The sequence below is a fragment of the Neorhizobium sp. BETTINA12A genome, assembly GCF_023006485.1.
In the GTDB taxonomy this organism is placed as follows: domain Bacteria; phylum Pseudomonadota; class Alphaproteobacteria; order Rhizobiales; family Rhizobiaceae; genus Neorhizobium.
Window position 1 is genome coordinate 21,945 of sequence record NZ_JALBGW010000036.1, and the last position, 16,672, is coordinate 38,616.

The window sequence follows — 16,672 nt, forward strand, 5'->3', positions numbered from 1 at the left end:
TTTCCTTTCTAGTTTTCCACGCTACAAATCGATCCGGATTTTCTCAAATGAGGACTTACATGCTGACCATGCCGAAATGCGTGACGACCGGCCTTCTCGCTCTCGCTCTCCTGATGCCAGTCGCGGCACTCGCCCAGGACAAGGTGGTGCCACAGAGCCGCCAGGAAATGCAGCTCTCCTTCTCGCCGCTGGTCAAGCAGACCGCCGGCGCCGTCGTCAACGTCTATGCCGAGCGGGTCGTGCAGCGCCTCAATCCGTTTGCAGGGGACCCCTTCTTCGAGCAGTTCTTCGGCCAGCGCATGCCGAACCGTTCGGAAAAGCAGTCGTCGCTCGGCTCCGGCGTGATCCTCGCGGCAGACGGCCTCGTGGTCACCAACAACCACGTCATCGAAGGTGCCGACGACATCAAGATCGCGCTTGCGGATGGCCGCGAATTCCCCTGCGATGTCGTGCTGAAGGACGAGAGTGTCGATCTTGCGGTGCTCAGGATCAAGTCGAAGGAGCACTTCCCTGTGCTGCCGGTCGCCGATTCCGATCGCGTCGAGGTGGGCGACCTCGTGCTGGCGATCGGCAATCCGTTCGGCGTCGGCCAGACAGTGACGAGCGGGATCGTCTCCGCACTTGCCCGCAACCAGATCACCACGGGCGATTTCGGCTTCTTCATCCAGACCGACGCTTCGATCAATCCGGGCAATTCCGGCGGCGCCTTGATGAACATGAACGGCGAGCTGATCGGCATCAACACCGCGATCTTTTCGCGCGGCGGCGGTTCGAACGGCATCGGTTTTGCGATCCCCGCCAATCTCGTCAAAGTCTTTCTGGCGGCGGCTTCCGAGGGCAAGAAGAGCTTCGAACGCCCCTTCGTCGGCGCGAGCTTCGATGCGGTCAATTCGGATGTCGCCGAAGCGCTCGGCCTCAAGACCGCGCGCGGCGCTCTGGTGACCCGCGTTGTCGAGGGTGGACCGGCGGACAACGCCGGCCTCAAGCCCGGTGAAGTGGTCATCGCCGTCAACGGCATTGCGGTCGAGCATCCGGATGCGCTCGGTTACCGGCTGACGACCGCCGGTCTCGGCAAGCAGGCGACGCTCACCGTCCAGACGGCGGACGGCCAGCGGCAGGTGAACCTCGCACTCAACACTGCGCCGGAAACCACGCCGCGCGACGAGCGGCTTGTCGAGGGCCGCAATCCCTTCGCCGGCCTGAGGATCGCCAACCTCTCGCCGAAGCTCGCGACCGAGCTGCACATTCCGGCCGAAAAGAGCGGCGTGATCGTGACCGACGTGACGCGCAACTCTCCCGCTGCGCGCCTGGGCTTCCAGCCGAAGGACATCCTGATCTCGCTCAACGGCACTGCCGTCACCAGCACCAAGGGCATGGAAGCCATGCTCAACGATGATCCGGGTTTCTGGCGGGTCGAGATCGAGCGCGACGGCCAGCGTATCAGGCAGTTCTTTCGATGAGCGGTGATCTCTTCGCGCCGAAGGTCCCGGAAGAGGTCGCCAACCGGCGGCCGCTCGCCGACCGCCTGCGGCCGAAGTCGCTTGCCGAAGTCACTGGTCAGCCGCACCTGACCGGCGAAGATGGCGCGCTACGCCGAATGATCGACTCGGGTTCGCTCGGCTCGATGATTTTCTGGGGACCGCCCGGCACCGGCAAGACCACAGTCGCACGGCTGCTATCGGGCGAGGCGGGGCTGGCGTTCGAGCAAATCTCGGCGATCTTCTCCGGCGTCGCGGACCTGAAGAAAGTGTTCGAGACCGCCCGCCTGCGCCGCATGGACGGTCGCCAGACGCTGCTGTTCGTCGATGAGATCCATCGCTTCAATCGTGCCCAGCAGGACAGTTTCCTACCCGTTATGGAGGACGGCACCGTCATCCTGGTCGGTGCGACCACCGAAAACCCGAGCTTCGAACTCAACGCCGCTCTTCTGTCGCGTGCCCGGGTGCTGACCTTCCGCAGCCATGACGAAGAGAGCCTGAGCGAGCTTCTCACCCGCGCCGAACAGGCCGAAGGCAAGCCGCTGCCGCTCGACGACGACGCCCGGGCCAGCCTGATCCGCATGGCGGATGGCGACGGCCGCGCCGTGCTGACGCTTGCCGAAGAGGTCTGGCGCGCCGCGCGGGAAGGGGAGGTCTTCGATACGACCGGCCTCACCCAGATCGTCCAGCGCCGCGCGCCGGTCTACGACAAGGCGCAGGACGGCCACTACAATCTGATCTCGGCGCTCCACAAGTCGGTGCGCGGCTCGGACCCGGATGCGGCGCTTTATTATCTGGCGCGGATGTTCGATGCCGGCGAGGACCCGCTTTATCTCGGCCGCCGGCTGGTGCGCATGGCCATCGAGGATATCGGCCTTGCCGATCCGCAGGCACTGGTCGTCTGCAACGCCGCCAAGGATGCCTACGACTATCTCGGTTCGCCGGAAGGCGAGCTGGCATTTGCGCAGGCCTGCGTCTATCTGGCGACCGCGCCGAAATCCAATGCGGTCTATACCGCCTTCAAGGCGGCCACACGCGCCGCCAAGGAAAACGGCTCGCTCCTGCCGCCCAAGCACATCCTCAATGCCCCGACCAAGCTGATGAAGGGCGAGGGATATGGCGAGGGTTACCGCTACGATCACGACGAGCCGGACGCCTTTTCAGGCCAGGACTATTTTCCGGAAAAGATGGGCCGGCAGACGTTCTATGATCCGCCGGAACGCGGCTTCGAGCGCGACATCCGCAAACGGCTCGACTGGTGGGCCAAGCTTCGCAAGGAACGAAATCCGAAGTGAAACTCTTCTGGCAGCCGATCAAGAGGCGTGTTTTTGAGCCACGACGTTGGCCGGCGCTCCGATCAGCCTAACGGAGGATTCCGCCAGACCGTGATGGCCTTCCATGTCGACGATGACGTGCCAATGGCCCGCCTCCGGGATGACCAGGCGGATAGGGGATCGTTTGGCGATGCCGCCGACATATTTGAAATCGAGCAGTTCCGTGAAGCGCTGGAAATTGGCGGCATTCATCAGGCGCACATTGTTGACCGCATTCAACGTCACCTCGATCGTCGTCCCCGCGCGCTGCGGCTTCAAGTCGTAGTGGGTAAAGCGGAAATTCGGTACGGCCATTCCTGCCTCATTGATGCCAGCATAGAAGTTCATCAATCTTAACAATACGTCGTTAACGAATAGTGGAACATTGCGGTTTCCCGTGTGTTTACTTCCGTGAAGACCAGCTTCGGCCGGCATATCCCTAGGCCGCGCCGAAGACAATCAGGCGGCTTTCGTCCCCTGCAGCCGCCGCACAAGAATAATACTTTGACCTCCAATCTACCTGTCCCGCCGTCTCCTCGCGGCGGGACTTTCTTTTGCGCGAAGAAATTTCGGCGTGGATTGTCGGCCCGGGCTTATCCTCTTCGTCCTTGGGGCATCACCTACCAATCCATCGAGGAGGACATCATGTCGATCAGGATATTGGCCACCGCAATTGCAGCCGTCGTCGCATCGTTCGTTCCGGCTCCGGCCGAAGCGCAGCAACCGAAAGCGGCCACACCTCAGGCGATCGCCGCCGAGCCGTCGAAGAAGGGCTATGTCGAGGTCGGCGGCATCAACTATTATTACGAGATCCGCGGGGAGGGCGAACCGCTGCTGCTGCTTCATGGCGGTCTGGGCTCCGTCGATATGTTCGCGCCGATCATGCCGGCGCTGACGCAGCACCGCCAGGTCATCGGCGTCGACCTCCAGGGTCATGGCCGCACGTCGCTCGGCAAGCGGCCGTTCAGCCTGGAAGCCATGGGCGCCGACATGGGCAAGATCGTCTCCGAACTCGGCTACGGGCAGATCGATGTGCTGGGTTATTCCATGGGCGGCGGCGTCGGCCTGCAGATGGCCGCACAGTCACCCGAAAAGGTACGGCGGCTCGTCATCGCCTCGGCACCCTTTGCCAAGAACGGCTTCTTCCCGGAAATGATCCCCCAGCAGGAAGCCGTCAGCGGTGCCATGGCCGAGATGATGAAGGAGACGCCGATGTTCATCTCCTACAAGGCGGTAGCGCCGGATGTCTCCGAATTCCCGCGGCTCCTCGACGCGATGGGCGACCTGATGCGCCGGGATTACGATTTCTCCGATGCGGTCGCGAAGTTGACCATGCCGGTCATGCTGGTCTTCGGCGACAGTGACATGATCCGCCCGGAGCACATCGTCGAATTCTATCACAAGCTCGGCGGTGGCCTGAAGGATGCGGGCTGGATGCGCGAGAACATGCCGAAGAACCGGCTGGCGATCCTGCCCGATCTTACCCACTACGAGGCCTTCGCGTCGCCGGCCCTGGTGCCGACCGTGCTGCCCTTCCTGGATGGCAAGAGCAATGCGCCGAACTGGGCGGAACAGGTCAAGAAGTGAAACCGCTAAACGCGATGCCGGTCGAAAGTCGGCATCGCCTCATCTTTTCAGGCGCTTGTGTGGGTTTGCGGATTCTGGTTCATAAAACCTTGAATCAGTTTCTGAGGTTTTCGCGGTCGAGCTGGAGGGTCAGCGCCAACACCGTTTCGCAGGTCGGCGTCGGCACGCCGGCGAGCTTTCCGAACGCCACCACCATACCGGTCAGGGGCATGATCTCCAGCGCCTTGCCGGCGAGCAGGTCCTGCAGCATCGAGGTCCTGACGGGGCCGAAACCGCCCGACCGGCTGAGCTGTTCTTCGACGCTGCCGCTGAAGACCGCGCCAAGCGCCTCGCCGACAGCCCTGGTCTCCGTCATCACCTTGCCGACCTGTTCGACCAGCGCCGCGTTTTCCATGATGCTGTTCATTCGGCCGCGGGTGAGCGCGCTGATCGGGTTGTAGGCGGCATTACCCATCAGCTTGGTCCAGATCGCGTCCCGGATCCGCTGGGTCGGCAGGATGTTGAGACCGGCGCGGCCGAGAAGCGCCGAGATCGACTGGAGGTCCTGCGAGAGCTCGCCGGAGGGTTCGCCGAGGAAGAAGCGGCCATCGCCGTTGAGACGGATAGTGCCGGGCTCGATTACCTCGGCACCCTGATAGGCGACGCACCCGATCACCCGTTCGGGCCCGACGAGCCGCCACAGCTTTCCCTCGGGATCGAGCTCCGAAAGCTGGCGTTCCGCATGCCCGCTTTCCGCGTCCCGATGGAAATACCACCACGGGATGCCGTTCAGGATCATGATGATCCGAGTGCCTTCCTTGAGAAGGCCGGCGAGGCCCTCGGCGGCATCGGCAAGCTGGTGTCCCTTGAGACCGGTGATGATCAGGTCCTGTTTCGGCAGATCCGACGGATCGCTGGTGGCGGTGACACGCGCACGGAGCGGCGCGGCATCGCCCCCCGGCTCGACGGTCAGGCCCTTGTCGCGGATGGCGGCGAGATGTGCGCCGCGCGCCACGACGGAGACGTCCGCCTCAGGGCCAAGCCCGTTGGCAATCTTCGTCGCAAACGTGCCCCCGAGAGCGCCCGCACCATAGATGCAGATATTCCTGATGGTCATGATATCCTCGCAACGCTTATATGCAGTGCGGTAGGTTTAGGACATCTTCGGGATTCAGGCGAACGAGTTTTTGTGATGGGTCAATGGGCCCAGCTGGCGGATACGAGCTCTGTCCGGCGAAGCTCGTCGATCGCGGTGACGGCGTCTTCGACAGACCAGCCGGCCTTGACGGCGGCGGCGATCATCTTGATCTCCGCTTCCTCTTCGAGCGCAAGAAAGAGCGGTTCAAGGGCCTCCTGAACGGTGAGGATATGTTCATCCGGCGGGGCAATAGACGTACGTGCAGCGGACGTAGGCATGATACGCGCGGCTCCTCTCTCTTTTGTGATCGAATCCTCACAATTGCTGTGAGCGGGAAAAGTTCCACGCAACTTGTGGAAAATTTCATTCGGACGGTTTCTGCGGCTCAAAGCTTGTTCTTTCGCCAAGCCTCTGCCTTGTTGCCCAGCTAAAATACATGTGATTCGGGTGCCACGAGGCCGCCCGGCCGGCGGGTGCCGATGCCAAGGAGATTGCGATGACGGACGCCAAAAAACACCAGATTACCGAAATGCGGCCGAAGATCACCGTGATCGGCGTCGGCGGCGGCGGTGGCAACGCCATCAACAACATGATTGCCGAGGAGCTGGAAGGCGTCGATTTCATCGCCGCCAATACCGACGCACAGGTCCTGGCGACTTCCAAGGCATCCCGCCGCATCCAGCTCGGCGCCCACGTGACCGAAGGTCTCGGCGCCGGCTCGCTGCCGGAGATCGGCCGCGCTGCAGCAGAAGAATCGATCGACGAGATCATGGATCATCTGTCCGGCTCGCACATGTGCTTCGTGACGGCCGGCATGGGCGGCGGCACCGGTACCGGTGCGGCGCCGATCATCGCCCAGGCCGCCCGCAATGCCGGCATCCTGACCGTTGGCGTCGTCACCAAGCCCTTCACCTTCGAAGGCAATCGCCGCATGAAGACGGCCGATGCCGGCATCGAGGAACTGCGCCGCGCCGCCGACACCGTCATCGTCATTCCTAACCAGAACTTGTTCCGTATTGCCGACGCCAAGACCACGTTCGCCGACGCGTTCATGACCGCCGACAAAGTGCTGTTTGCTGGCGTCGGCTGCATCACCGACCTGATCGTCAAGGAAGGCCTCATCAACCTCGATTTCGCCGACGTGAAATCGGTGATGAAGGGCATGGGCAGGGCGATGATGGGCACGGGCGAAGCCTCCGGCGACGGTCGTGCGCTACTCGCCGCGGAAGCTGCGATCGCCAATCCGCTGCTCGACGACATCTCGATGAAGGGCGCCAAGGGCGTGCTGATCTCGATCTCCGGCGGTTCCGACATGACCCTGTTCGAAGTGGACGAAGCCGCAAGCCGCATCCGCGACGAGGTCATGGACGATGCCGATATCGTCGTCGGCGCAATCTTCGACCGCAGCCTCGACGGCAAGTTCCGTGTCTCCGTCGTCGCGACCGGCCTCGACGGCGGCGATGCGGGCATTGCTCCGGGGTCCCCGGCGGACATGCAGACGTTCCAGCGCACGCTGCAGTAACCGCCCCGGCCTCCGGGCCAGGAGATTCGTTCCAACAGAAGCCTTCCGGCGGTTTTTGCTGCCGGAAGGCTTCTGCTTTCCGGGTTCCGACGTCTTTTCATTGTCATCCGTCGCGGATATAGCTCGCCGCCCATTCGACGATTGAGAGGAGGAAGAGCATGGATGCGACTGATGTCGGCTCCCATTGGGAGAGCAATGCCGAGACCTGGACGATCTATTCGCGGGCCGGTTACGACAAATACCGGGACGTGCTGAACACCCCGGCCTTTCTCGACATGCTGCCGCCGGTTGCCGGGTTGAAAGGCCTCGATCTCGGCTGCGGCGAGGGCACCAATACCCGCTCAGTCGCCCGGCTCGGCGCCGAGATGACCGGCCTCGACATCGCCCCGACCTTCATCCGCTACGCCCGCGAGACCGAGGCTGCCGATCCGCTCGGCATCGCCTATGCGCTCGGCGACGGGCAGGGGATCGACTTTCCGGACGAGAGTTTTGATTTCATCACGGCCTTCATGTCGATGATGGACATGGCCGATCAGCGCCAAGTGCTGAAGGGCATTTACCGCATCCTGAAGCCGGGCGGTTTCCTGCAGTTCTCGATCCTGCATCCCTGTTTCGTGCCGCCGACGCGCAAGAATATCCGCGATGAGAGCGGAGAGGCGGTGGCGGTGCAGATCGCCGATTATTTCGACGAAACGGACGGGCGGATCGAACGCTGGCTGTTTTCTGAAATTCCGGCCGAGGAGCGGGCGAAGCTGACGCCGTTTTCGGTACCGCGTTTCCACCGCACGCTGACCACCTGGGTGTCGATGGTCGTCGGCGCCGGACTGGTGATCGAGGCCTTCGGCGAGCCGATGGCATCCGAAGAGGTGGCGAAGGCCGAACCGGTTGTCGCCGACACTCGCGTGGCACCGATCTTCCTGCATATCCGCGCCGGTAAACCCTAGACGCGAAAAGAGCGGCCACGCAGTCCGAATGGTCACTAAAGCGTGAGCCTGTAACCGGGGTGCTGCCTGCCGCGAATGAGGCTGCAATGGCCATGCTGCAAGGAGCACCCCCGTGAACAACCAGAATTCCTTTCGTCTCGCATTCGCCGCACTGTCCCTGAGCCTCCTAGGTGCAGCACCTGCCCTGGCCGGCACGCGAAATCCGGTCGTGGTCGAGCTATTCACCAGCCAGGGCTGCTCATCCTGCCCGCCCGCCAATGCCAATCTGGTCAAGCTGAGCCGCGATCCCGACATCCTGGCGCTCAGCTTCGCCGTGACCTATTGGGACTACCTCGGCTGGAAGGACATTTTCGGCAGGGAGGAGTTCACGCGGCGCCAGGCGATCTACGAACCGGCGCTGGGTCAGTCGAGCCCGTTCACGCCGCAGATGGTTATTAACGGTCGCACCTCGACTGTCGGGCAGGATCTTGGTGAAGTTCGTAGCCTGATTGCGGCAGAAAAGCCGCTTGCCGGACCTGCGGTCAGCCTGAAAGGCGATACGGCCGCGATCGAGGGCGGCGGCAAACCGGCTTCGCCTGCCGATATCTGGCTGGTCCGTTATGATGCGGGCCTTATCGAGGTTCCCGTGGCACGCGGCGAAAATGCCGGCGAGACATTGCCCCATGCGCATGTGGTGCGCGAACTGACGCATCTCGGGCTGTGGAACGGCAAGGCGCAAAGTCTGACGATGCCGGCGGCAAAGTCCAACCAGAAACGTGCTCTGCTCGTTCAGGAACGCAATGGTGGCCAAATTCTCGCGGCTGCGACGGATTGATGAAGAGCGGAGGGTGAAGTCTATTGATGTCTGCCCCATCCGGATCGAGCGGTTCAGGGCGATGCCGCTTCATATCTCGCCGGCACCGAGGCTTGCTCCCGAGACTGTTACACTTGTTGATCGGCTGTTGGGCACTCGTGGCCTGCGGATTAAGGAAGTGTTTATGAATTCATGAAAAATGAATGGAAACTTGCCGGCGGTCCGGGCCTCAAGGGCTTGGGTGGGATGAACGTGACCGTCGCGCGGTGTGTAACCTTTGAGTAACCGCCTGCTGATGTTTGAGATGCAGGCGCTGTACGGAGTAGACCAAGACCATGAACAACAGGCCATTCGCCCTGGCGATCCTCGCCGCATTCGCTGCCACGCCTCTCTGGGCCGCCGACCTGGCGCCTTATTCCGAGCCGCCGACCTATAACGAACCTGCCGGCGCGCCGAAGGCGGGCTGGGGTGGTGCCTATGTTGGTGCCGATCTCGGCATGGCATCCCGCAAGCTGAACCCGTTCGATGGCGACAAGGGCCTCGTTCTCGGCGGTCACGGCGGCTACAATATCGACCTCGATTCCGGCGTCGTTGGCGCGGAAATCGAAGCTTCGCATCTCGGCAACGTCGAAAGCCGCGTGCCCGGCGGCAAGATCACCGAAAAGGGCCGGGTCGCGGCCAAGGCCAAGGCCGGCGTCGGCTTCAATCAGACGCTTGTCTACGGCACCGCAGGCGCCGCGCTCACCAGCTTCGGCGGCAAGAACGGTACGTCCGGTCCGGACGGCTGGAAGCCGGGTTGGGTCCTGGGCGCCGGCGTCGAGCAGAAGCTCACCGACAACCTGTCGGCCCGGGTCGAATACAACTACACCATGACCAACGACGTCCGCAGCACCTCCGGCGGCGTCTCCTCCAGGACCGACGTGCGCGACCAGACGCTCAAGGCTGGCGTAAACTACAAGTTCTAGGACGCAAGCCCGCCGGATCGGTCGGATACGGTGGCGGGATTTTATCGCTAGAGAAACTCAAAGCGCCGTGCGCCGAAAAGGCGCGCGGCGCTGGCGGTTTATAGCGGCGTTCTCAGCGAGCCGCCTGGGTGTCGAGATGGTCACGGAGCTGATCGATCTTGCCGACCGCCGGACCGACGCCAAGCTCGTCCTGCGCCCATCCGAAAGCTTCGTCGCTCACCGGGGCACCTGCGAAATCCTTCAGTGCATCGCGCAGCGCAGCTTCGCCGAGTTCGGGATCCGTGGCTGCCGGGGCCATGCCGTTCGTCTTCTCGTATTGCGCATAGGCCGTCATATAGGCCGAAAGCGAGGTCATCCGCGGATCGCTGGTGTTGAGATAGGCGTGGAAGTTGCGCCGCAGCGAGTTGAGACCAGTCAGTTTAGAGGCTTGCGGCTTGGCTTTCTCGGCGGGCGTCACCTTCGAGACCTGTCGGTGGGCATCCTTCTTCGTCCGCTCCTTGCCGGAGCCGAGACTGGCTGAGGTCGACCGGCTCTTGCCGGAATGGCCATGGTTCGAGAGATTGTCGCGATCGGTGCCGCTGCCGCCGCCGTTTCCACCGCCGTGGCCACCACCGTTTCCACCACCGTTTCCGTCTTTGGCGAAAGCGAGGTCTGAAAATCCGGCTACGCCGCCGCCGACGGAGACTGCAGCAAGCGCCAGGACAACGATGCCGTTCTTGAGGACCTTGTTCATAGTCACCGATCTCCTCGATATACCCTGCCCAAACCGGGAGACGCTCCGCGCTTCAGGGCCTTCAGATGCCGGGCATTCTGGAGCAGCGGCGAATATAAATCCATGGGATTAGGACCAATGATCCTGCCTTCGGGACCAAGGTCGGGTGGGGGCGGGGACCTTGGTCTCAAGGGGCCGTTCCCGAGCGGCGGCGGACGCGGTGTTCTGTCCTGTGTCTGCGGCAAATGGCGAGGTCCGTCCAGCTGACTTATCTAAGAACCTAGGTGTTTAGTCCCGGCATTTGATGGATTGGATCGATGATGAATCGATCCGGCTCCAAAGTCCACCGTTTGCATATGAACTCGTAGGGCGTGAGGCCCTTTAGCGTCTTGAGCCTGCGCCCGAAATTGTACGCGTCGATGAAGTCGGCCAGATGCTTTTTCAGTTGCGCATAATCGTCGTAGTGGAAGCGCTTGACGGTGGCTTCCTTGATCGTTCGGTTCATCCGCTCGACCTGTCCGTTGGTCCAGGGGTGCTTCACCTTGGTCAGACGATGCTCGATGCTGTTGTCGTCGCAGACCCAGTCGAAGATGTGCTGGAAGGCATTTCGATCACAAGCTCGGTTGGTGAACTGAATGCCATTATCGGTCAGGACGATATGAATGGCGTAGGGCACCGCTGCGATGAGATTGCGCAGGAATTGCGCCGCGTTCATCTTGCCGGCTTTGGCATAGAGTTCAGCGAACGCGAATTTGGATGTTCGATCAATCGCCACAAACAGGTAGAGCTTGCCCTCAGCCGTCTGCACCTCGGCAATGTCGACGTGGAAATAGCCGATCGGGTAACTTTTGAACTTCTTCTTCGGCTCCTTGTCGCCTTCGACTTCCGGCAGACGTGAAATGCCGTGGCGCTGCAGACACCTGTGCAAGGACGACCGCGTCAGATGCGGGATTGTCGGCTGAAGAGCGTAGAGGCAGTCATCGAGCGGCAGCAACGTATGCCGGCGGAAGGCGACAATAACAGCCTCTTCTTCTAGGGAAAGGATTGTCGAATGTGGGTCCTTCGGGCCTGTCGGGAGGTCGGCCAATGACGTCCGCTTTTTCCATTTGGCGACCGTCTTCTGGTTGATCCCATACCGCTTCGAAAGCGCTCTCAGGCTCTCTTCACTATTCTGTATTGCTCGACGGACTGCCTCTGTCGTCGTGGCGCTCCCATGTAAAACCTGGCCCATAGTGCTTCCCTCCATGCCAAGGAAAATGATGCACCATCAAATGCCGGGATCAAACACCCTAGTCCATTATCGAGAAACGCCTCGACCAGCCCGTGAGGCGAGTTGCCGCCGAACAGTGTCCCGACGAGTTGGGTGGCTTCGGCAGCGGCCACGGCACTACGAGGAAAGAGATCCGTCTCGTAGGCCAGCAGTGCAGCCTCGACATCTGCGCCGTTGGCGGCAAGCACCTTGGCGAGCTGCGCCCCGTCGTACATCGCGAGGTTCGCCCCTTCGCCGGACGGTATCATCAGGTGCGCGGCATCGCCGAGCAGCGTCACTCCCGGGACCCGATCCCATCGATGGTCTTGTGGAAGCTGATGGAGGACACGAGCCACGGGAGCTGTCTCGCTATCGGTGATGGGAGCCGTCAGTGCCGGATCCCAGTCGTGGAACTCGGCCGCGATCCGGGCCGTGGCAGACGCTGAGTCGGAGAAGTCGAGGCCGTCGATCCACGCCTTCGGTTTGTTCAGCGCCACATATGCATGAAGCGTCGCATTGGGCTCGCGATGCGCCATGATGCCCTGGCCCGGCGACAGCGCGAACAGCGAGCCGCCGCCGACCGCCTCGGCGCTCGCCTTGTGGCGCATGTCGGCGTCGAACAGCCAGGTTTCCACAAACGTCGTTCCGACATAGGTCGGCTTCGCATCGGAGACGAGGGCGCGCACCTTCGACCAGGCGCCGTCTGCCCCGACGAGGATGTCGGTGGTGACCTTGAAGCCATCCGCGAACTCCAATTCGTGACGTCCGCCGCCAAGTGGGTACGCAGCCACAAGCCTGCTTGCCCAGCGGACCGTGCCGCCGGGAAGCGACTCCAGTAGGAGCCCGCGCAACTCCCCGCGCGGCACCTCCGGGCGCCCGCCCGTGCCGTCGTCGGAATTGTCCATGAGGACGTTGCCGTGCTTGTCGAGGACGCGTGACTGCTGACCTCCGGGATGGATGAGCTTTACGAACTCCTCATGGAGCCCAGCGTCCTTCAGCGCGAGCTGGCCGGTGAACTCGTGGATGTCGAGCATGCCGCCTTGAGGACGCGCGCTCGCTGAAGAATCCGCCTCGTAGACCGTGGCGGAGATGCCGTGAACGTGGAGGACGCGGGCAAGCGTCAGGCCGCCGAGGCCGGCGCCGATGATGGCGACATGTGTACTCATGACGAGCCTTTCGCAGTTCAGAACGACAATGGAATGACATTCCATATTTGGAATGACGTTCCATATATGTCAAGGTGACGGCATGAAGAAAGCAGTTGGAACAAGACGGCAGGATTCCCTCACGAGGGATCGCATCATCGACGCGGCGATCAGGATCCTGGACAGCGATGGCGAGACGGGGCTGACATTCCAGGCGCTCGCGAAGACGCTCGCGACCGGCGCCGGGGCGATCTACTGGCACGTCGAGAACAAGAACGATCTGCTGACGGCGGCTTGCGACGCCGTCGTCGCTCGAACCTTGGACGCGGCTGAGGGCGGTGCCATGCCCGGGGCGACAATCCGCGCCCTGGCCGTCGGATTGTTCGATGCGATGGACGAACATCCCTGGATAGGCTCAGCGCTGGCACGGGCCGGCGGGAAGATGCCGATATTGCGCATCCTGGAGCGTCTGGGCCAGCAGGTGCGCGCCCTCGGGGTGCCACAGGACGCCGAATGGACGACCGTCTCGGCTATTCTCAGCTACATCCTCGGCGTCGGCGGACAGAACGCGGCCAATGCTCAGTTTGCGGGGCAGCACGGTCTCGACAGATCGAAATTCCTGGAGGAGGTCGCCGACGAGTGGTCCAGGCTGGATCCGGACGAGTTCCCGTTCGCGCGAAGCATCGCCCTCTATCTGCCACAGCATGACGACCGTGCCGACTTTGTCGCCGGGATCGACCTCATCCTCCGCGGCATCGGGATGCCGAGCTAATCCCGCGCGGTGTCCGGGGTGCGGAGAAATCGTTAAGTCGGAAAAGCTTGCAGCTTTCCGCTGGCGTCATACTGAAGGCGGTTATCTTCGATCGTTCCCCGGTGCATGACGGCCCACTCGGCGAGCTGCCGCACGGTTTCCGACAGGGAATGCCCAAGCGGGGTCAAGGTATATTGGACCTGAGGCGGTGTGCTGTGATGGACGGTTCGATCGACCAGGCCGTCGCGTTCCAGTGTCTTGAGCGTCCGTGTCAGCATCTGCTGCGAAATACCGCCCACCTGCCGCTTCAGCTCGTTGAACCGTCGGGCACCCAACCGAAGCGACACGACGACCTGGATCGTCCATTTGTCGCCGACGCGGCTCAGGATTTCACTCACCCCTCTGCAATCGGCTTCCGCGTGCGAAACAGTCACATCCATCTGACCAACTCCCAAAGATATGCTTTTGACGGGCATTTTTAGGTCACATAAATGGTCGTGGTCAACATTGTAGACCTTGTCTCTGGCAAGAAAAGCCGAGACGGGTCCACCACAAGGAGACCACCATGAACCTCTTCTATTATCCCGCCGCCTGCAGTCTGGCCGATCACATAGCGCTCATCGAGACAGGGCTCCCCTACAAGCTCCTGAGCATCAACCATGAGAGAAAGACCGAGGACGGCCGGGATTTCCTGTCCATCAACCCGAAGGGCTATATCCCAACCCTTGAGCTGGAGGACGGAGTGTTTCTCACGGAGAACCCGGTCATTCTGAACTACATCGCCGAAAAGAGTGGCAAGCTTCTTCCGAAGGAGGGCATGATTCGGTGGCGGGCGCTCGAGTCTCTCGCTTTCATGGCATCCGAAATCCATTCAAGTTACCAGCCCTTCTTCAGGGATTTCCCCGAGCCGGAGAAAGTGCGCGCCCGCGAAAAGCTTGCGAAAGCCTTCGCTATTCTCGCCGACCAGATGGGCGACAAGAAATTCCTCGTCAGCGACGAGATGACGATTGCAGATTGCTACCTGTTCTGGATCCTGATGGTCGCGCCCAAGAGCGGCGTCGACCTGCCGGAAAACCTCCGCAGGGCCTTCGACCGCATGCGGGCGCTGCCCTCCGTGATCCAGGCGCTCGCCGAGGAAGGACTGGGCTGATCGGAGCGGCCGGCCCGAACTGAGCGCACAACGTTCCGGGTCAAGCGTACCGCGAGAGACGGTCCGCTTGGCTCGGAAATCGCGCGAAAGGGCGACGGCTGCTTTTGGTGCGTTGAGATTTCGTCATGGGGCGGCGCATAGCCAGCCGATCAGCAGGTCCGCGTGCCCCCTGTATGGGCGCATTTCAACCGAGCCAATCGTTGGCCAGGCCTCCCCGATCTCCACCTCCGCTTCCGCGGGACGGCAATCTACCGCGTACCGACAATTACAGACGCGGTCGAACGAAGCTGCACCTGTCCGTCCCGAACGGATTGTCGTGCCAGAGCAAGGACCTCGTCGCGGATCCGCGTTTTCGTCTCCGGGTCGGCTTTCGCAAGTCCCGCCACCACTGGGGCTGCGATGTCTGTCATGAAGTCCCAGTACCTCTCCGGCGACTCGTGGGTCATGACGGACGACACTTCCTCCTCGTTTATGTCCTTGAGGCCGGCCCCCTCGAAGGCGCTGCGCATCAAACCAGACGGGGCGCAACGAAAGAGCCCCGGCGATCCGGGCGGTGGCGCAGGCATCTCCACATGACGAGCGATCGTTGACATGATCGTCGTTGCCCAGGGGTTGCTGTCCGGCCCACTCCAGACGGCCGCGCAGATACGCGCCCCTGGCTTCGCCACCCGGGCAAATTCTCGAGCCGCAAGCGAGATATCGGGAAAGAACATGAACCCGAAGCGGCACAGAACGCTGTCGAAATGTGCATCGGGAAATGGCAACGCTCCCGCATCGCAGGCTTTGGTTTCGAAATTCGACAGGCCCCGGCGCGCCGCATTCTCGGCGGCTACCGCCAGCATGCGCTCGGAGAGATCGGTTACCGTCACTCTTCCACGCGGCACCATCGCGGCCGCGGTAAGGCCAGGTTCGCCGGTGCCGGCGGCAACGTCAAGGACGTGCGAGTGCTCGTGCAAGTTCGCGAGCCGCAGCATCGCATCACCAAACGGGGCCAGCCAGCGGAGAACCGGCTCGTCCCATTTTTTCCAGCCCGCGGAAAAACGATCCCATGTGTCGCGCTGCTGGTCGCGGATATCATCGAGGTTTCCAGGCATGCCCGTCGCTCCTTCCATGATAGACCTCCCGGTCGGCCGGGTGACTCACTATGAGCGCTCTGAACCAGCTTGCAATCAAATACATGCCGTAACGGGATGCGCGCTTTTGCCGGCACGCGGAACTGCGCGGGCGATGGTCGCTTACGGCGCAAAATTGCCATAGCGCTACACGGCTTAATGGGTTTTGATCTCAAGTGTCGGAATTATCTGGCTCGGGTGTGCGGGCACGCCGGGCAAAGCTGGCTTCGTCCACGTCGGACGGCCGGGGATCGTTTCAATCCCATCTTCGACGTAGATGCCGAAGTTGATCGGCCTCACGTCCGCCTGCTGCGCAATCTCCCGCACCGGGTCTTGCAAAAGGCATATAGTTTTTCAGGCACCGGAGTGCCTGAAAAATTCTCGATGAGGCTGATTCTGGACAAACCGATCGTTTCTACGATTCGATCAGCCATTTACATTCATCAGCTGCAGCCGCTCGTCGCACCGCAAGTGTCGCACTTCTCGCACGTGCCGTTGCGCACCATCGTGAAGTTCTGGCACTCGCCGCACATGTTGCCGGTGTAGCCTTGGGCGATCGAGCGCATGCGACGTTCGTTTTCGACCTTCTTGGCTTCCGTCTTCGCGGTCGCTGCCTCGTCGGCGGCCTTGTCGGAGAAGAGGGCCGTGGTGGCTGCCTGTTCTTCGGTCAGTTCCTCGACGATCTCTTCGGCGAGTTCCTTGGCGCGCTCCTCGTAGTCCCGCTTGAAGGAGACGATTTCGGAGGTGGAGATGGCGACGGTCGGTTCCAGCTTGCGGGCGGCGGCACCGGCAAAGGCGGTGACGTTGGTGCCGGCCGAGGCGCGGGCAGGGGCG

The 16,672-nt window shown here is 62.1% G+C and carries 17 protein-coding genes and 1 pseudogene; 9 read left to right on the plus strand and 9 right to left on the minus strand.

Annotated features, from left to right (window positions below; translation table 11 throughout):
* The first annotated feature begins 59 nt into the window (after positions 1-59).
* Together MOV61_RS12405 and MOV61_RS12410 are read left to right on the plus strand one after the other, a co-directional pair.
* A complete protein-coding gene (locus tag MOV61_RS12405; RefSeq protein WP_247136781.1) occupies positions 60-1,460 on the plus strand; it encodes a DegQ family serine endoprotease in 1,401 nt (466 codons plus the stop codon).
* Positions 1,457-2,773 (plus strand): replication-associated recombination protein A, encoded by a 1,317-nt coding sequence (locus MOV61_RS12410; RefSeq protein ID WP_038542214.1) that lies wholly within the window; start codon positions 1,457-1,459, stop codon positions 2,771-2,773. Before MOV61_RS12405 ends, MOV61_RS12410 begins: the two co-directional genes overlap by 4 nt.
* 18 nt (positions 2,774-2,791) lie before the next feature.
* Here the strand turns inward: MOV61_RS12410 and MOV61_RS12415 are convergent, their stop codons facing one another.
* Positions 2,792-3,106 carry a DUF1883 domain-containing protein gene (locus tag MOV61_RS12415; RefSeq protein ID WP_038585897.1) on the minus strand — a complete coding sequence of 105 codons (315 nt, stop codon included), beginning with the start codon at positions 3,104-3,106 and terminating at the stop codon, positions 2,792-2,794.
* A gap of 330 nt (positions 3,107-3,436) precedes the next feature.
* On the opposite strand from MOV61_RS12415, the gene MOV61_RS12420 reads away from it, so the two are divergent.
* Complete coding sequence (locus tag MOV61_RS12420; protein ID WP_247136770.1) at positions 3,437-4,378, plus strand: alpha/beta fold hydrolase; 942 nt, start codon at positions 3,437-3,439, stop codon at positions 4,376-4,378.
* A gap of 94 nt (positions 4,379-4,472) precedes the next feature.
* Here the strand turns inward: MOV61_RS12420 and MOV61_RS12425 are convergent, their stop codons facing one another.
* Both MOV61_RS12425 and MOV61_RS12430 read right to left on the minus strand, forming a co-directional pair.
* Entirely contained in the window at positions 4,473-5,474 is a 1,002-nt protein-coding gene (locus MOV61_RS12425; RefSeq protein ID WP_247136771.1) for a ketopantoate reductase family protein, read from the minus strand.
* An 80-nt stretch (positions 5,475-5,554) separates the two neighbouring features.
* Positions 5,555-5,773, minus strand: coding sequence for a hypothetical protein (locus MOV61_RS12430; RefSeq protein ID WP_038542223.1), 219 nt, complete (start codon positions 5,771-5,773; stop codon positions 5,555-5,557).
* A gap of 218 nt (positions 5,774-5,991) precedes the next feature.
* Between MOV61_RS12430 and ftsZ the strand changes: the two genes are divergently transcribed.
* The 4 genes from ftsZ to MOV61_RS12450 all read left to right on the plus strand — a co-directional run bounded on the left by ftsZ (position 5,992) and on the right by MOV61_RS12450 (position 9,719).
* Positions 5,992-7,017 (plus strand): cell division protein FtsZ, encoded by a 1,026-nt coding sequence (gene ftsZ / locus MOV61_RS12435; protein WP_038542227.1) that lies wholly within the window; start codon positions 5,992-5,994, stop codon positions 7,015-7,017.
* A 158-nt stretch (positions 7,018-7,175) separates the two neighbouring features.
* The gene (locus MOV61_RS12440; RefSeq protein WP_247136772.1) at positions 7,176-7,961 is read left to right on the plus strand and encodes a class I SAM-dependent methyltransferase; all 786 of its coding nucleotides are present in this window, start codon (positions 7,176-7,178) and stop codon (positions 7,959-7,961) included.
* A gap of 112 nt (positions 7,962-8,073) precedes the next feature.
* Positions 8,074-8,775 carry a thioredoxin family protein gene (locus tag MOV61_RS12445; protein WP_247136773.1) on the plus strand — a complete coding sequence of 234 codons (702 nt, stop codon included), beginning with the start codon at positions 8,074-8,076 and terminating at the stop codon, positions 8,773-8,775.
* A gap of 314 nt (positions 8,776-9,089) precedes the next feature.
* Positions 9,090-9,719: an outer membrane protein gene (locus MOV61_RS12450; protein WP_051899688.1), complete on the plus strand. Its 630-nt coding sequence runs from the start codon at positions 9,090-9,092 to the stop codon at positions 9,717-9,719.
* Positions 9,720-9,831: 112 nt separating this feature from the next.
* Here the strand turns inward: MOV61_RS12450 and MOV61_RS12455 are convergent, their stop codons facing one another.
* The 3 genes from MOV61_RS12455 to MOV61_RS12465 form a co-directional block, all read right to left on the minus strand.
* A complete protein-coding gene (locus MOV61_RS12455; RefSeq protein WP_247136774.1) occupies positions 9,832-10,452 on the minus strand; it encodes a hypothetical protein in 621 nt (206 codons plus the stop codon).
* Positions 10,453-10,711: 259 nt separating this feature from the next.
* Complete coding sequence (locus tag MOV61_RS12460) at positions 10,712-11,662, minus strand: IS481 family transposase (protein ID WP_247136775.1); 951 nt, start codon at positions 11,660-11,662, stop codon at positions 10,712-10,714.
* The gene (locus MOV61_RS12465; RefSeq protein WP_247136776.1) at positions 11,584-12,846 is read right to left on the minus strand and encodes an NAD(P)/FAD-dependent oxidoreductase; all 1,263 of its coding nucleotides are present in this window, start codon (positions 12,844-12,846) and stop codon (positions 11,584-11,586) included. The genes MOV61_RS12460 and MOV61_RS12465 overlap by 79 nt, the downstream gene beginning before the upstream one ends.
* A gap of 82 nt (positions 12,847-12,928) precedes the next feature.
* Between MOV61_RS12465 and MOV61_RS12470 the strand changes: the two genes are divergently transcribed.
* Entirely contained in the window at positions 12,929-13,597 is a 669-nt protein-coding gene (locus tag MOV61_RS12470; protein ID WP_247136777.1) for a TetR/AcrR family transcriptional regulator, read from the plus strand.
* Between the two features lie 32 nt (positions 13,598-13,629).
* Here the strand turns inward: MOV61_RS12470 and MOV61_RS12475 are convergent, their stop codons facing one another.
* A complete protein-coding gene (locus MOV61_RS12475) occupies positions 13,630-14,016 on the minus strand; it encodes a helix-turn-helix domain-containing protein (RefSeq protein ID WP_151041750.1) in 387 nt (128 codons plus the stop codon).
* 125 nt (positions 14,017-14,141) lie between these two features.
* On the opposite strand from MOV61_RS12475, the gene MOV61_RS12480 reads away from it, so the two are divergent.
* The gene (locus tag MOV61_RS12480) at positions 14,142-14,726 is read left to right on the plus strand and encodes a glutathione binding-like protein (protein WP_247136778.1); all 585 of its coding nucleotides are present in this window, start codon (positions 14,142-14,144) and stop codon (positions 14,724-14,726) included.
* A 248-nt stretch (positions 14,727-14,974) separates the two neighbouring features.
* Here MOV61_RS12480 and MOV61_RS12485 read toward each other — a convergent pair whose 3' ends face one another.
* Together MOV61_RS12485 and MOV61_RS12490 are read right to left on the minus strand one after the other, a co-directional pair.
* Positions 14,975-15,820 carry a methyltransferase domain-containing protein gene (locus MOV61_RS12485; RefSeq protein WP_309493807.1) on the minus strand — a complete coding sequence of 282 codons (846 nt, stop codon included), beginning with the start codon at positions 15,818-15,820 and terminating at the stop codon, positions 14,975-14,977.
* Between the two features lie 461 nt (positions 15,821-16,281).
* Positions 16,282-16,672: pseudogene (locus MOV61_RS12490) on the minus strand (vitamin B12-dependent ribonucleotide reductase); the annotation flags it as partial.

Coding starts and splice junctions, on each gene's coding strand:
- MOV61_RS12405 (WP_247136781.1), top strand. CDS start 60: ATGCTGACCATGCCGAAATGCGTGACGACCGGCCTTCTCGCTCTCGCT.
- MOV61_RS12410 (WP_038542214.1), top strand. CDS start 1,457: ATGAGCGGTGATCTCTTCGCGCCGAAGGTCCCGGAAGAGGTCGCCAAC.
- MOV61_RS12415 (WP_038585897.1), bottom strand. CDS start 3,106: ATGGCCGTACCGAATTTCCGCTTTACCCACTACGACTTGAAGCCGCAG.
- MOV61_RS12420 (WP_247136770.1), top strand. CDS start 3,437: ATGTCGATCAGGATATTGGCCACCGCAATTGCAGCCGTCGTCGCATCG.
- MOV61_RS12425 (WP_247136771.1), bottom strand. CDS start 5,474: ATGACCATCAGGAATATCTGCATCTATGGTGCGGGCGCTCTCGGGGGC.
- MOV61_RS12430 (WP_038542223.1), bottom strand. CDS start 5,773: ATGCCTACGTCCGCTGCACGTACGTCTATTGCCCCGCCGGATGAACAT.
- ftsZ (WP_038542227.1), top strand. CDS start 5,992: ATGACGGACGCCAAAAAACACCAGATTACCGAAATGCGGCCGAAGATC.
- MOV61_RS12440 (WP_247136772.1), top strand. CDS start 7,176: ATGGATGCGACTGATGTCGGCTCCCATTGGGAGAGCAATGCCGAGACC.
- MOV61_RS12450 (WP_051899688.1), top strand. CDS start 9,090: ATGAACAACAGGCCATTCGCCCTGGCGATCCTCGCCGCATTCGCTGCC.
- MOV61_RS12455 (WP_247136774.1), bottom strand. CDS start 10,452: ATGAACAAGGTCCTCAAGAACGGCATCGTTGTCCTGGCGCTTGCTGCA.
- MOV61_RS12460 (WP_247136775.1), bottom strand. CDS start 11,662: ATGGGCCAGGTTTTACATGGGAGCGCCACGACGACAGAGGCAGTCCGT.
- MOV61_RS12465 (WP_247136776.1), bottom strand. CDS start 12,846: ATGAGTACACATGTCGCCATCATCGGCGCCGGCCTCGGCGGCCTGACG.
- MOV61_RS12470 (WP_247136777.1), top strand. CDS start 12,929: ATGAAGAAAGCAGTTGGAACAAGACGGCAGGATTCCCTCACGAGGGAT.
- MOV61_RS12475 (WP_151041750.1), bottom strand. CDS start 14,016: ATGGATGTGACTGTTTCGCACGCGGAAGCCGATTGCAGAGGGGTGAGT.
- MOV61_RS12480 (WP_247136778.1), top strand. CDS start 14,142: ATGAACCTCTTCTATTATCCCGCCGCCTGCAGTCTGGCCGATCACATA.
- MOV61_RS12485 (WP_309493807.1), bottom strand. CDS start 15,820: ATGCCTGGAAACCTCGATGATATCCGCGACCAGCAGCGCGACACATGG.